Annotated in this window: 12 protein-coding genes and 1 pseudogene; 5 read left to right on the plus strand and 8 right to left on the minus strand. The window is 43.0% G+C overall.

All coding sequences use genetic code 11. The annotated features are described in order from the left end of the window. Positions 1 to 382: 382 nt before the first annotated feature. From H6G97_RS34680 to H6G97_RS34690, 3 genes are all read right to left on the minus strand, one after another. The gene (locus H6G97_RS34680) at positions 383 to 1297 is read right to left on the minus strand and encodes a TauD/TfdA dioxygenase family protein (RefSeq protein ID WP_190944932.1); all 915 of its coding nucleotides are present in this window, start codon (positions 1295 to 1297) and stop codon (positions 383 to 385) included. Positions 1298 to 1412: 115 nt separating this feature from the next. Then, complete coding sequence (locus tag H6G97_RS34685) at positions 1413 to 2279, minus strand: CmcJ/NvfI family oxidoreductase (protein ID WP_190944933.1); 867 nt, start codon at positions 2277 to 2279, stop codon at positions 1413 to 1415. A 48-nt stretch (positions 2280 to 2327) separates the two neighbouring features. Further along, positions 2328 to 2999 carry a glutathione S-transferase family protein gene (locus H6G97_RS34690; RefSeq protein ID WP_190944934.1) on the minus strand — a complete coding sequence of 224 codons (672 nt, stop codon included), beginning with the start codon at positions 2997 to 2999 and terminating at the stop codon, positions 2328 to 2330. A gap of 273 nt (positions 3000 to 3272) precedes the next feature. On the opposite strand from H6G97_RS34690, the gene H6G97_RS34695 reads away from it, so the two are divergent. Both H6G97_RS34695 and H6G97_RS34700 read left to right on the plus strand, forming a co-directional pair. After that, positions 3273 to 3962, plus strand: coding sequence for a maleate cis-trans isomerase family protein (locus tag H6G97_RS34695; RefSeq protein ID WP_190944935.1), 690 nt, complete (start codon positions 3273 to 3275; stop codon positions 3960 to 3962). A gap of 495 nt (positions 3963 to 4457) precedes the next feature. Continuing rightward, on the plus strand, positions 4458 to 6269 hold the full coding sequence (locus H6G97_RS34700; protein ID WP_190944936.1) for a vanadium-dependent haloperoxidase: 1812 nt from the start codon (positions 4458 to 4460) through the stop codon (positions 6267 to 6269). 223 nt (positions 6270 to 6492) lie between these two features. On the opposite strand, the gene H6G97_RS34705 is transcribed toward H6G97_RS34700, so the two are convergent. The 5 genes and pseudogenes from H6G97_RS34705 to H6G97_RS53340 all read right to left on the minus strand — a co-directional run. After that, positions 6493 to 7761, minus strand: coding sequence for an MFS transporter (locus H6G97_RS34705; protein WP_190944937.1), 1269 nt, complete (start codon positions 7759 to 7761; stop codon positions 6493 to 6495). Positions 7762 to 7977: 216 nt separating this feature from the next. Continuing rightward, positions 7978 to 9591 (minus strand): FAD-dependent oxidoreductase, encoded by a 1614-nt coding sequence (locus H6G97_RS34710; protein WP_190944938.1) that lies wholly within the window; start codon positions 9589 to 9591, stop codon positions 7978 to 7980. A gap of 79 nt (positions 9592 to 9670) precedes the next feature. Beyond that, positions 9671 to 10717 (minus strand): ABC transporter substrate-binding protein, encoded by a 1047-nt coding sequence (locus tag H6G97_RS34715; RefSeq protein WP_190944939.1) that lies wholly within the window; start codon positions 10715 to 10717, stop codon positions 9671 to 9673. Positions 10718 to 10858: 141 nt separating this feature from the next. Next, positions 10859 to 11233, minus strand: coding sequence for a 4Fe-4S dicluster domain-containing protein (locus H6G97_RS34720; RefSeq protein ID WP_190944940.1), 375 nt, complete (start codon positions 11231 to 11233; stop codon positions 10859 to 10861). 174 nt (positions 11234 to 11407) lie between these two features. Continuing rightward, positions 11408 to 11659, minus strand: a pseudogene (locus tag H6G97_RS53340) (pyridine nucleotide-disulfide oxidoreductase); the annotation flags it as partial. Positions 11660 to 12151: 492 nt separating this feature from the next. Between H6G97_RS53340 and H6G97_RS53345 the strand changes: the two are divergent. The 3 genes from H6G97_RS53345 to H6G97_RS34740 all read left to right on the plus strand — a co-directional run bounded on the left by H6G97_RS53345 (position 12152) and on the right by H6G97_RS34740 (position 13955). Then, positions 12152 to 12610, plus strand: a complete 459-nt coding sequence (locus H6G97_RS53345) for a class I SAM-dependent methyltransferase (RefSeq protein ID WP_242055640.1) — start codon at positions 12152 to 12154, stop codon at positions 12608 to 12610. Positions 12611 to 13009: 399 nt separating this feature from the next. After that, positions 13010 to 13522: an SDR family oxidoreductase gene (locus tag H6G97_RS34735; RefSeq protein WP_242055642.1), complete on the plus strand. Its 513-nt coding sequence runs from the start codon at positions 13010 to 13012 to the stop codon at positions 13520 to 13522. A gap of 211 nt (positions 13523 to 13733) precedes the next feature. Next, positions 13734 to 13955 carry an IS4/Tn5 family transposase DNA-binding protein gene (locus tag H6G97_RS34740; protein ID WP_190944941.1) on the plus strand — a complete coding sequence of 74 codons (222 nt, stop codon included), beginning with the start codon at positions 13734 to 13736 and terminating at the stop codon, positions 13953 to 13955. The last annotated feature ends 114 nt before the right edge of the window (positions 13956 to 14069 follow it).

Here is a 14069-nt window from a genome sequence, read left to right on the forward strand (position 1 = left end):
AGCATTCGCATGAACATCAGCAATAATGAGTTCTGCAAATCCGGTTTAACGTATCCACCGAGTAAAAATAAACCCAGTACGAGATGTTCTGAAAACAAAACTCGCACAGTAACATTGTGAAACGATAAAACGAAAGCGGATAGAAGAACCGTCAGAATGCCCAATTTGCTAAAACTTTTCTAAAGGACAACCCGATTGTATTGCTAAAACCACTGTTTTGTTTGGTGCTGATTTTTTTGCTATTTAGCAAATACTTACTATCTTTATGTCTTAGGAGTAAAAAATCTTGAACCACAAAGACGAGAACAGCAATATAGTAAGGCAGTCCAGTCTTTGGTTAAACGGACTGCCTGTACAAAGATAAAAAAGGTATTGATCTTTTCTAAACTAAAGCGGGTTCACGTCGGTTATATGCAGAAGAATCTCCCTTAATAGCCTCACTCTGCTTACCATCAATACCAACAGGAATATCACCCACAAGTGTGACTCGTTGAACATGGCGAGGTTGATTGCCGTAGTCTGCGATCGCATAATGTTGAGTAGCGCGATTATCCCAGAAAGCCACATCACCAACTTTCCAGCGCCACCGGACTGTGTTTTCAGGACGTGTGATGTAAGCTTGGAACAATTTCACGATTTCATCCGATTCATTCTGTGATAAACCACGCAGACGGCGCACAAACCCACCAATAAATAACCCACGTTCACCAGATTCAGGATGGATGCGGACAACTGGATGCAGAGTTTCGTATACAGTCGAGGTGAAAACAGCCCGATGCTTTAAGACTTCTTCTGGCAAGTCAATTGTAGCTGCTGCATAATCGTAGGCATTGCTGTGTACTGCCCAGAGTTGGTCAGCAACATTACGCAGGTGAGTTGGTAAATCTTCGTAGGCAGTTACGGAGTTTGCCCAAATCGTATCACCTCCTGATGGCGGGATGACAAGCGCTCGTAAAATAGAACCAAGAGGGGGACGATCTACAAATGTTACATCAGTGTGCCAAGTGTTGGCGCGGCTCACAGTCTTGCCATAATTCAGATCAAGAACTTCTGGGTTTTCTGGCAATGAGGGAACGGTGGGATGGGCTGTGGTGACTTCTCCAAAGCGTCGGGCGAAGGCTACTTGTCCTTGAGCGTCAAGGTTCTGCTCTCGGAAGAAGATGACTTTGTGTTTAACTAAAGCTTTACGGATATCGCTAATGATTTCATTGCTGAGGTTACTACTCAAGTCAACACCAATGATTTTTGCACCGATACGTCCGGCGATTGGTTTGATGTCAAAGTGTTGGGAAGTCATAATATTTGTGTCTCCAAGGATAATTTGTTTTATGCAGAGAGTAGCAGCCTGTCAATAACTAATTGACGCATAGATCCCCTGTAGAGACGGCGATTTATCGCGTCTCTCTAACTATCTATGCAGGGTAAAAAACGAATGTTCGTAATTCAATGCTTTCTCGTGGGGGAGCGTTGGCTGGGCTGCTAGGATCTTCAAAGGCTGTATGTCCGGCAAAACGGGCGCGTCCGTCTTCTGCGGAGTCGAAGCATTTGATAAATAGTGCTTCGTCTCTGTGCATTTGCGGAAAGTAGAACCATTTATGTTTGGAGTTATACGTGATTCCATAAGTTTCACCGACGCGATCGCGGCACACTAAATCACCAGCCACAATGTCTGTCGGTGCGATACTTTGCGCGTCACACACTGCTAATGGTGACTCTTGGATTGCTGTTGCAATTCCTCGCCAAACATTGATGATGGCAAATCGTTGTTTTAGTAGCGTATCAATGTCATCTATGCCTTGCGCTGCTAGTTCCAAACGGGCGCGAGTATAGCCAGATTTGGCGGTGAAGTCGTTGTGTACGCGCTTGGCGGGTTCTTTAATATTATTCTCTCCTGGCTTTGACTGGCTGGCATTACGCAGGGTGTGATCGAATATTACTACCTTTGTTGTACCTGTCACTTCTTTTAACAATTGCTCGGCTTCTGGATAGTAGACGCGGCGTACTTCGTCTTCATCGTAAAAGTTGTGGACATTAGTATTATGTCCAGTAAATGCAAAACCTTCTCTATCTAACGAGATGTTCTCTGAGATAGAACGAGCATTGTAAATTGGCAGTTTGTGCGTCTGATAAGTTGCATTCGTGCGGGGAATGCCTGGTGGTGGTTCATAAGTATAGTTAACAGGTTTTTCTGCCATTGGAACCAGGTAACTGAGGTTAGCCTCTACGTATGGCAGTTCTGCGGAAATTGGTTTGTCTAGAACTTGGTTATTTAAGCTCATAGGTTATCCCATTTTGGATTTTAGTTAATTTCTGTGAATCCATACGTCCTATTTTTGAACTGCACCAACGGGAACAGGTTCACCGAGAACTTTGGCGAATCTTTGCAAATAGAAGTCCACAGGATTTGCTACTGCTTGAATTGAGGAGCGATCGCTTAAGCTGTTCCACCATGTCTGCAAACGAGGTGTTTCTGCTGGTAGTGTGAATTTGCGGAAGTGTTCTAAGAGTGGTAAACGTTCAAACCAAGGATAGAAGCTGATATCAACAAGGCTAAACTGATCTCCTAACAAGTAATCACCTTTGCCTAATCCTTCTTGTTCAATATATAAAAGTGCTTCTGTGAACTCTTTTCGTCCTTGTTCTTGTTCGGTGCTATCTTTACCGCGCAGCAATTTATTAAAAGCAGGTACAAACCGAGTATTGGCGTAGTCTATCCAGATCCGAGCGATCGCTTTATTTGCGGGATCACGCGGTAACAAAGGTGGTTCTGGAAAAACCTCATCTAAATATTCATTGATAATAGCAGACTCGTAAATTTCAACATCCCCATGTTTGATAGCTGGGACTTTGCCATAGTGGGAAATCTGAGTATACCCATCTGGTTTGTTCTGTAAGTCAATTTCTATCGGGGTAAAGTCAATGCCTTTTTCCAGTAAGACTACACGAGTCCGTTGAGAGAAAGTAGAGGCTTTGGCGAAGTACAGTTGTATGTTGCTCATGAAATCTTTTCCTTATAATCATCGTGGATGCAGACTATTTGAGATTGCACAACTCCAACTAAAGCAATAAGACAGAAGCGAGATGTGTTGATTAATGCAGTTAAATAATTGACTGGCAGGTATCTACGTCAGTTAGATGATATATTACACTTTATCGGTCGATTTAGTGTAGTTTGTATATTATACAGTTTTCCTGAAAATGTGTATACCTAATTATTCGTGTAACTAAATAAATATTTAGACATAATCAGGCTTGTCAAAAAGAGGTATTATATGTACTCGAAAGCTGACTCTAATAGGCAGATCCGTCTTGGCTTGCTAGTACCCGCAGGTAACACCACGTTTGAGCCTGACTTTCACTCTGCTTTTTCCAGTCAAGTCAGTATTCATAGCCATCGCGTGATTGCTCAACGCTCACACGCATCTGAGAGCTATGAATCAATGGATGACATCAATGAACAAGCTGTTAAGGAAGTAGAAAAATTAGCTAGAGCCGGGGTACATTTTGGAGCATACGGCTTCACAACAGCAACATTTTACCGAGGGCGAGTTTTTGCCGAAAAATTAGAGCAACGTTTGACACAGGCGCTAGGAGTACCTGTTGTTGTCCCTGCTCTGGCTCTAGTAGAAGCGTTGGCATATCTAAAGATTAAGAAAATTTCTGTAGTCACTCCTTATCCAGAATGGAATAACCAAACGCTAAAAACGTTTTTGAGTGAAGCGCCTTTTGAAATAGTGGGGTTTAAAGGTGATGAACGCCCAAAAGAAGTAGCGAAAAAGAATTACCTTTGGCATCAGTCACCCAATGAAGCCGCAGCTTTCATCAAGGAGGTATCCCATAAAAATGCAGATGCTATTGTATTGCCGTGTACGGCATGGAGAACATTTGAGGTGATTGAGGAATTAGAAGCAGATTTAAATATTCCTGTAGTTACGGCAATCAAGCCACAATATGGAGTTTAGCAAGACGTGCTTCTATTGAATCGGCACTTCGTCCGAGAGGAAAACTGTTTGCTATTTGTTCCTGCTAAGTTTATTGTAAAAACCTCTTGATTTTTATCACCGATTGTGAGAAATTCTGATTTAACAACTATAAAATACGGTAAACCGATAAATTTACCGTATTTTATAGTTTGAATAGAATTAAGTGGTGGTTTTAGCTGTGCTTTAACCCCAGCAACATCCTATCAGACTGATTACAACCACAAATTTATAACAGCCGTGTGATGGAAGCATCATACCAGCACTGAATACTTACATAACTTTCAGGAAAATCAACTTCTATGCAAGTTACCTTCCAGTAGAGTAATCCCAGATTTCATCCTAAATCCGGCGATATTAACTTGTTTTTCTGAAGGCGCGTATTTTGTGCGTGGCTAGTTGTTTTAGCTTTGCAATGCTCATGAATTCACTCATGACTAAACTTTTGTCTTATTTTTTATCAGTGGAGAACATCTCATGCAAGTAGATCCTAATTCTCATGAAGGTTCCGAACAAGATACTCAGGCTAATAGCGAAATAAATAAACTGAAACAACCCCGTGTAGCTAGCAAGCGTTTTTTTGGTAGTCACGCTAGCAGACGCTCATTTCTCGGTCGCGCTGGTTTGTTTAGTGCCGCTAGCGTTGTTACAGGAGTTTTAGGTTCAACTTTCTCCTCAAAGAACGGAGGAGATGTTGTACAAGCCCAAAATATCAAGAGGCAGTATAATAATCGACCCTTCGATTACAGGAGGTTTGTTGATAAAGCCTATCGAGTACGTCTTGAAGCAGCGGCGCTTGAACGGAATATTCCGATTCCGGCCCATCCAACTAACGGCGATGAAGAGCGTTATCCCAACAAAATTGGCTCTGACAGTAGAGGACTCCCACATAACGAACGAGGCGAAGTCAAGCTAGAAGCTTACAACTCTTTGACCAAAGCACTGACAACGCAAAACCCGAATGATTTTGAAAATATCATCTTGGGTGGCACCAGAAAGCTGGTTAATCCTCAAGGGCCTCTAGCAATTAGCCTAGAAGGGATCAATGCAGCGCAAATAGCTGTGCCACCCCCACCAGCTCTGGCTAGTGCAGGTCGGGCTGCTGAAGCAGTTGAACTCTACTGGCAAGCTTTACTCCGAGATGTACCTCTTTCCAAGTTCCAAAACAATACTGATAACCCAAAAGTCTTGGCAGCCGTCGAAGACCTCAACAGGCTTTCGGTGTTTCGAGGGCCAAAACAAAATGGTCGTGTCACCCCTCAAACTTTATTTCGTGGTAGTGTCAACTACGTCGGTTCCGGTTCAAGTACAAGATATGTGACTCCACCAGGAGTGCTAGATGGGCCCTATCTCTCACAATTTTTGTTGCTAACTATTCCTTGGGGAACTCAGTCTGTTTCGCCATTGATTCGTACTGCTCTTCCTGGTAATGACTTTCTAATCAATTTCCAGGAATGGTTGACTGTTCAGAATGGAGGTAGTTCCGCGAAGACCATTCAATACGACCCCAAAAACCGTTACATAGTCACGGTTCGGGATTTAGGTGAGTATGCCCATATTGGCGGCCCTACATACGTGGGAGCCTCGTTGATTATTAATAGCATCGGTACTCCTTTGAATCTGGGCAATCCCTACGTCAGATCGAATACCCAAGTTGGTTCAGCTGCAACCTTTGCAGTGGGACATTTACAAGCCTTGCTTAACTTGGGTACTTCGCGTGCCATTAGAGCGTCATACTGGCAGAAGTATTATGTACACCGCATTCTCCGCCCAGAAGCTTATGGTGGGCTAATCTACAACAACATTGTGAATAAAACTCAGTATCCAATTAATTCTGAGGTCTTGAATTCCAAAGCTTTGGCTGATACCTTTAGCACCTTCGGTACTTATCTATTGCCCCAAGCATATCCAGAAGCATCGCCAATCCATTCATCTTATACAGGTGGTGCGGCCGCCAATGCTGGTGTGAATATCACACTTTTGAAAGCATTCTTTGATGAAAACTTTGTTATCCCCTCGCCAGTAGTGCCTGATCCCCAAGACCCGACAAAAGTAATTCCTTACAGTGGGCCACCACTAACTGTAGGTGGAGAGTTGAATAAACTGGCAACTAACTATGCTATTGGTCGCGGTCACGGCGGTATCCATTGGCGTTCCGATGGTTCAGCTTCTTTGGCTTTAGGAGAAGAGGTTGCTATTAGTCTGCTCAGGGATGAGAGACTGGGTTACAACGAAATATTCAATGGTTTCACCTTCACCAAATTTGACGGTACAAGAGTCACCGTTTAAACCGATTTTCCGTGTTATGGGAGCGCAAAGTTTGTTTTAGCCTATTCGCTACGAATTAATGCAAAGTTGTACTAAATAAAATTGAAGTAAGCTAATGCGCGTCTAAACTGTATAAACACTTTTGATGTCGTTAACTGCTGACTGATGACTGTTGAGGGGTTTTCAGTCATCAGTCATCAGGTAAATGTACAATATTATTTGCGTAACAGCTTATCTCCTGAAATTAATTACTTGCCACTTGGTTCGTATCCAAGTGAATTAACTTCGTCATTTGGGGCAATTGTTGCATAAATAGCAACGAACCCAGAATACAAACGACACCACCCAAAATCAGTGTATTCGGAGCTTTGAAATAATGTGCCGAAGTTCCTGCTAACAAGTTACCAAAAGGAGCCATACCCATAAAGCACATGGCATAGAAGCTCATCACCCTCCCCCGTTTGCTATCTTCAACAATAAATTGCAGCACTGTGTTACTAGCAGCTACCTGAAGCGTAGAACTCCAGCCAACTAAAACCAAAGCTAACTGAGAAATCCAGAAGATTTGAGAGACCGAGAAAAAGATGAAGCCAATCCCCATAATGGCTGGACAAAAAGCTATGAGTTTTTCTAAACCTACTACGTTTTGCCGAAAGCTGAGGTAAACACAGGCAAACACCGATCCCATCGCTGCTGCGGCCGTTAAAAAGCCCAATGTTTCTGCTCCTCCCTGTAGAACTTCAACTGCAAAGATGGGTAGAAGTGTCGTATATGACATACCTACTAAACTAGCTACTGCCAGTAATAGCAAAATGGAACGCACAGGTAAGAATTGGTAGGCATATTGAAACCCTTCTTTCAACTTCTGCCAAGTATTACTCGTCTGTATTTCTACTGTTCTGGGTGTAATCACCATTGCTGAGATTGCCCAGATAGCAACAAGGTAACTGAGACTATCGTAAAGAAAACAGAATCCAGCGCCAAACTGAGCGATAAAAATGCCACCTAATGCAGGCCCAATAAGACGCGCACCATTGAGGAAGGCTGCATTTAACGCGATCGCATTTACCATCAGTTCACGGCTAACCATATCACTGACAAATGCTTGGCGTACAGGTACATCTAAACCCTTCAGAAAACCTAACAATGCACTCAGAGTCAGCAATGTCCAAAAATTTGCCCAACCCAAAAATGTAATGACTGTCAGAGTTATGGATAGAGAAATGCCCATAACTTGAAATAGCAGCAACAGGCGATGTCGGTCATAGCGATCGGCTAAAATGCCTGAAATTGGAGCAAGTACAAATACTGGCAATTGTCCAAAAAATCCTGCAAATCCCAATAGTAAAGCTGAATCAGTCAATCGGTAAATCAGCCAGAGAATTGCTACTTGTGTCATGAAGTTGCCTGTCATAGACAAGGCTTGTCCAGCAAAGTAAAGGCGATAATTGCGCGATCGCAAAGCAGGTAATTCAAGATTCAACTTGAATCCAAATTTAGATAATAATTTCATCAACTAAGTACAAAATTTCACAAGTTCATCACGAATAAACATTTAGCGCCCCTCTGCGTTACGCCAGTTGCTTCTCCCAAGGGGAGACGCTGCGCGAACAAGTCGGCAAAGCCGCCCAACGCACTGGCTCACCTCTGCGTTTAAAAAAGCACAGAAAAGAGGAAGAAACGAGGCAACAACCTTATTCCTTCCCACTTCAAAGGTTTTAATTGAAAATCACAGAGTTACTAATTCCCGTGTAGCAACTACTGAATCAGGTTTGACCCAAATCTTATCTAACCCACCACTCAGTAGGCGATATTGTTGATTAGGGTCTTGTTGCGGGTAATCTTCGCGTTTGTGCATTCCTCTGGTTTCCCGACGTTGCAAACCACTGTTGTACATCCAACGCGCTGTAGCAACCATCGCCGCCGCTTCGCGCGATCGCACAATTTGGCTATCATCTAGTGTTTGGCTATTACGGATTTCTCGCCAGAGGTCATCCAGTCGATCCAGCGATGCACTTAAACCTGTAGCAGTGCGGAAGAGGTTGCGATCATAAGGGAAAACTTCAGCTTGAGTTGAGGCGATCGCTTCATCTGGTGAGAATCTATTATTACCTTCACCATGCAATCCAGCTTCGCCAACTCCCTGCACACTGCGCTGGGTTGCTTGCTCTCCCAAACTTAGGGCATAGCTAGCAGCAGATTGTCCAGACCAATAGCCAGAAGACATTGCCCAGGCTGCATTATGACTACCACCGCCTGTAAAGCCACCACAAATTAACTCTCTAGTAGCCGCATCTCCCGCCGCATAGAGTCCATTAACTGAGGTAGCACAAGTCTGGTCTGCGATCTGAATCCCACCAGTACCACGTACAGTTCCTTCCAAGCGTAGAGTTATCGGGAATCGTTGAGTAAAGGGGTCAATTCCAGCGCGATCAAAAACGATAAAGAAGTTAGGCTGAGACGATCGCATCCAGGCTTTTGTCTCTTCATCCATATTTTGATCCAGACGCGCATAAACGGGCTGATTTAGCAATGTTTTAGCAATCACCGAACGACCGCGCTTAGAACCCGCACCTTCAATTACCGTGCCATCTTCATAAGTAAAAGATGCCCAATCGTAATAACGAGTCTTGGTGACAGAAGAAAAGCTAGGGGAAATTGCGTATGCGTTGGAAAATTCCATACCAGAGAAATCTGCACCAGCCTCGGCTGCCATCAATAGACCATCTCCTGTCAGGACATTACAACCGAGAGCCTTACTCAAGAAAGCACAGCCACCTGTAGCAATCACAACTGCCCCGGCTCGAACTGTCCAACGTTCCCCAGATTGGCGATTGATACCCTTAGCCCCGGCTACAGTGCCTTCTGTATCCACAAGCAACTCTAAAGCCGGACTGTGGTCTAAAATTTTCACCCCTGCTTGCTTAATCTTTTTCCGCATGAAACGCATATAATCCGGCCCTTGTAAAGAGCGACGGATAAATTGTCCATTAGCATCAACGCTGAAAGGATAGCCCTGATCTGCGAGGGAGTTAATGTTGTCATAGGTGCGATCTAATACCCTAGTCATCCAATGGCGATCTGCCAGAAAGCCTCCCATTGCTTCCCGGCTGGCCATTGCCGCTTCCCGTTGCTCTGGGTCTGGTGGAACATACCATACACCATTTCCGGCAGATGCGGCTGCACCACTTGTACCGCAGTAACCCTTGTCTACTAAAACGACTTTTGCCCCATTATTTGCTGCACTCCAAGCAGCCCAAGCTCCAGACGGGCCACCGCCGATAATTAATACATCGGTGACTAAATCTAGGTTAGAAGCATCTTGATGGATATGACTATTCATGAAATTTACTCCTTAATAGAATTAAGAAAAGGGGAAGGGCGGAGCTTCCCCCAAAATGCGAGGGTAATTGTGAAAACTTTTATGGGTTGGGAATTTGCCAATCTTTGATCTCAAAATCCGACTTCAACAATTTCTGGTCAGCGAGAAACTGCTTTGTGGAATTTAAGAGTTCTAATCCTTGCGGTGTAAAAGGTTCTGTAGGATATAGGTCTAGTGGATAAGATTCTTTAGCGATCGCTAATGGCACATTTCCACTGGCTTGAGCCGCAAACTGATAAAATTCCTCTGGATTAGCTTTGATCTCCTGCAATGCTTGTCGTCTAATCTGGTTCCACTTTTGCGGTAGTTCTGGGTGTCGAGAGAGGAGATTTTCCGTAACGACACTTACCCCTGTGCCAACTAATCCCTGATGATCTTTTGCTTGATCAATTGCTGAAAATCCTTGAGAAACTAACGTTGGCCCAGCCCCCATAGCAAATGGATAAGCTGAAATATCTCCTCGTTCTAATGCAGGTTTAGCATCAGCCGAAGGAATCTGTACTACCTTCACATCCTTAGTCAGTCCCTCTTTTTCGAGCAAACCCATCAGATATCGATGCGGATAAGTACCTTTAGCAACTCCTACCTTTGTACCTTTGAGTTGTGATACTAAACGAGGGCCGTTTTTCTTGGTAACTAACCAGGCATTCTGACCAACCCTTGTCTGATTAATCAATTTAGTTGGCAGACCTACTGCTTTACCAACTATAGCTGGGGTATCTCCATACAAACCCATATCTAATTGACCACTAACTAAAGCTTCATTAAGTGCAGGGCCTCCTACAAAGGGAATAAATTTCACTTCCGTCACACCCAGGCTTTTGAGCGCAGGAGTCAACGTCCCCTTTTGCAACGCCCAACCCTCCGGCCCGATTGGCAACTTGCTTTCCGAACTGATGAAACCAACTCGCAAAACCAGGGTTTTTACCTCTGCCGAATTTGCTCCAGTATTTGATGAAGCTACTGCTGAGTTATTGGACTGGCTTTCTTGAAAAGTACAACTGGTAAGACTGGATAAAAGCACAACAGTTGTGACTGAAGCCAAAAGACGATTGATATAACTGCCTTCAAATATTTGGAAGCCCATAGACCGAGACTCCTAACCTAAAAGACTGTTTAAATTTCTTATTCTGCGTACCTACACTGCGGGAACGCCTAAGGGTGAATGCGTTTACCTCAGCGATCCTCTGCGTTCTAAAAAAAACCGCCCATTTCACCCAAAACTGTACTAAGGAATAATTCTTCCCTGAGCATCTGTAGCAAGATTACTGTTACTTTGCATAACTGGGTAATAGTAGGCAGACTTCTCTGTTTTAGCCGCAGGTGTGCGTTCCTTTCCCCAGCCGATGTTTTTCCGATAACTGCCAAGTAAACCAGATGCTACCAAAGTCTCTTCATCCACAGTGACTGATTGATCAGCGTTAGGATCAACATACAGTGCATCTACAGGGCAGTAGAGTTCGCACATATAACAAGTTTGACAATCGCTCTGGCGGGCAATTTTGGGCGCATGTCCCGGTACTGCATCAAAAACATTGGTAGGACAGGCAGTGACGCAAAGATTACACTTAATGCAGCGAGATTCACTTACTAATTCAATCATCGTGCTACTAACTCCCTATTCACTACTTCCTGGTCAGGCTTTGCCCAAACTGTATCCAATCCACCTCTAATTAACCAATATTGCTGGTTAGGGTTTTGCTGGGAATAATCCTGGTGCTTGTGCATTCCACGAGTTTCTTTCCTGGCTTGTGCTTAAGTATACATCAAATGTGCCGCCTCCTAGAGCTTCCCGACTAGCCATAGCTGTTTCCCGTTGGTCGGGGTTTGCTACATACCACACACTGGTTCCACCTGATGCAGTTGCTCCACTAGAGCCACAATAGCCTTTGTCTACCAAAACAACCCGGACTCCACCAGCAGCCCAAGCACCAGCCGGGTCTTCTCCAATAACCAAGACATCGGCTTCTAACTCTAGATCAGAGCTATTGTTAGATGATTGCTCAGACGCTAATTGATTTGCGTTCACTAGCTCTCATACCATTTCACGAAAACCTTGATACACATAGATTTATCGTAGGGGCATGGCAATGCCATGCCCTTACCAACGTATTTGTATCATTATTAAAGTGAAATGGTATCACTCCTTCATTCATAGACAGCAATATTTATTAAAACCACAGGTGTGATTAGCCAAATTAATTTGTGCATAATTCTTGGAAAACCTGAAAGACTTGATTTTTAATGTAATACAGACGTTTTTAGATAAAGTACTAATCATTGGCCGATTTAACGGTAATTAATTTAGCAGTATTACACGGCAATAAATAAAATTCAAGCCCTTAGCGACTAAAATATATGTTTAGCTAAACTTATTAGTTGCAAATATTTAGAATAACTAAATATTTAATAAGGTACTATTTGTTAGGTAAACTAAGTATTTCTACGCAATTAAGCTCAACTAACTTTCGTTTAAATTTAAACCTTCAGTCTTTTCAGTCTTCCACACCCATCTAAAGATATGAAAAAATCCAACTACTATGACTATATTGCACAAATCTATGACCAAACACGCTGGCTAACAGAATCAGCCGCAGAGGAAGTCGCCGACTTTATTCTTAAGATTACTTGTGCAACACCTGAGATTTCTTTTTTAGAACCAGGCGTTGGCACAGGGTTGAATGTTATTCCTCTTGTCAAACGCGGTTATCCTGTAACAGGAATTGATGCTTCTCAAGAAATGCTTGATCAGTTCCGTCAAAAATTAAATGTCATTCCTTCTAATCTGAACCTGATTCACGGTGATGCTTCACAATTACCTTTTCCAGACAACAGTTTTGATGTTGTATTGACTGTCCACATGATCCATAGTGTCTCTGATTGGAGAGTATTTTTAGACAACATTGATCGAGTATTAAAGCCTAAAGGTTTTTATCTCAATTGTCAGTGGATTACCCCACCAGCTAGAAGAGAATTTTAAGGCTATTTTCGAGACATATTGTCTAAGTATAAAGGAGCCAAACAAGAATCCCAAAGTATTGATACAGTAATACACAAGATAGATGTAGAAGGATATTTACAGCCAAAAGGTTATGTCTCAAATTATTTAGTAGCTAGAGAATAGACAGTTAGCAATACGGTTGAGGAACTACTAAGTTTTTTCAAAGCACGAGCCTACGGTTTATGTTGGGGAGTATCAGATGAGATATTTCATCAAGTAATTAATGAATTTGAAGAATTTTGTATCAGACATTATGGTTCTTTGAAAATTACTCTTTCCTCTGATGCTAAGTTTGAAATATGGATTTACAGAGCAGTTTGATATTATATGAAATTTGTATAATCTAACAAGACCTGGAAATTAGAAGGAACATCACAGATGGCAAACATTGCATTGATTGTCGGGGCTGGTAGTGGACTCAGTGCATCACTAGCCCGTTTGTTTACAAAAGAAGGTTTCAGCGTTGCCTTAGCAGCGCGGCAAATTGATAAGCTGAGTGAATTATCTGATGAAATTGGAGCCGTTAGTTTTGCTGCTGATGCTTCTAAACCCGATCAAGTTGAACAACTGTTCAAGGATGTGGAACAAAAACTAGGAGTGCCAACGGTAGTTGTGTATAATCCTAGCTGGCGTGTTCGGGGTTCGCTAGTTGAACTTAACCCAGCAGACGTTGCCAAAACATTAGAAATTACTGCGTATGGCGGCTTTTTAGTAGCACAAGCGGCGGCAAAACGTCAGTTAGCTGTGGGTGGAGGAGCTATTTTTTTACAGGTGCTTCCGCCAGTGTTAAGGGTTATCCTCAGTCTGCACCGTTTGCAATGGGTAAATTTGCTTTACGGGGTTTGGCTCAAAGCATTGCCCGTGAATTGGCTCCTCAGAATATCCACGTAGCGCATTTTGTGATTGATGGAGGAATTCGTTCTGCTACCCGCATAGAACCAGATAATCAACCAGATAGTTTACTTGATCCAGATCTGACTTTTCACGGGATGTGGAAAAGGGGATTGGTTCGCGATAGCTAATCGCGAACCAATCCTCTGGACTTAAGATGATTTGCGTCCTCTAATATAAGGTGCTTGTAGTATCGTATTTTGGGGTGCAAATGAAACTATTAGAAGCGAATCCGTACCATAATTGTGATTTTGGTGACAAACGTCTGACCAACAGAGCAGTGTTAATTGCGGAGGCTTTAAAAGTAAAATATGGTAAGCCTCTATCAAAAATATTTCCAAGTGCTAGTGATCTAAAACGTGGCTACGAATTTTTTTCCAACCCAAAAACAACTTTTGAGAAATTGACCCAACCATCTTTTAAACAGGGTTAGCGCGTCTCAAACCCTATTGACAGGGGGATTATGGCAGAGGTACTGAGTTTGAGAGAGCCGCAGCTAACACAGAGAGCATATAGCGATCGTTCATCGCTGCTCGTCGTGATTTTT

This window comes from Nostoc flagelliforme FACHB-838 (assembly GCF_014698065.1).
In the GTDB taxonomy this organism is placed as follows: Bacteria; Cyanobacteriota; Cyanobacteriia; order Cyanobacteriales; family Nostocaceae; genus Nostoc; species Nostoc flagelliforme_B.

Coding starts and splice junctions, on each gene's coding strand:
- H6G97_RS53345 (WP_242055640.1), top strand. CDS start 12,152: ATGAAAAAATCCAACTACTATGACTATATTGCACAAATCTATGACCAA.
- H6G97_RS34715 (WP_190944939.1), bottom strand. CDS start 10,717: ATGGGCTTCCAAATATTTGAAGGCAGTTATATCAATCGTCTTTTGGCT.
- H6G97_RS34740 (WP_190944941.1), top strand. CDS start 13,734: ATGAAACTATTAGAAGCGAATCCGTACCATAATTGTGATTTTGGTGAC.
- H6G97_RS34720 (WP_190944940.1), bottom strand. CDS start 11,233: ATGATTGAATTAGTAAGTGAATCTCGCTGCATTAAGTGTAATCTTTGC.
- H6G97_RS34695 (WP_190944935.1), top strand. CDS start 3,273: ATGTACTCGAAAGCTGACTCTAATAGGCAGATCCGTCTTGGCTTGCTA.
- H6G97_RS34680 (WP_190944932.1), bottom strand. CDS start 1,297: ATGACTTCCCAACACTTTGACATCAAACCAATCGCCGGACGTATCGGT.
- H6G97_RS34710 (WP_190944938.1), bottom strand. CDS start 9,591: ATGAATAGTCATATCCATCAAGATGCTTCTAACCTAGATTTAGTCACC.
- H6G97_RS34700 (WP_190944936.1), top strand. CDS start 4,458: ATGCAAGTAGATCCTAATTCTCATGAAGGTTCCGAACAAGATACTCAG.
- H6G97_RS34705 (WP_190944937.1), bottom strand. CDS start 7,761: ATGAAATTATTATCTAAATTTGGATTCAAGTTGAATCTTGAATTACCT.
- H6G97_RS34685 (WP_190944933.1), bottom strand. CDS start 2,279: ATGAGCTTAAATAACCAAGTTCTAGACAAACCAATTTCCGCAGAACTG.
- H6G97_RS34735 (WP_242055642.1), top strand. CDS start 13,010: ATGGCAAACATTGCATTGATTGTCGGGGCTGGTAGTGGACTCAGTGCA.
- H6G97_RS34690 (WP_190944934.1), bottom strand. CDS start 2,999: ATGAGCAACATACAACTGTACTTCGCCAAAGCCTCTACTTTCTCTCAA.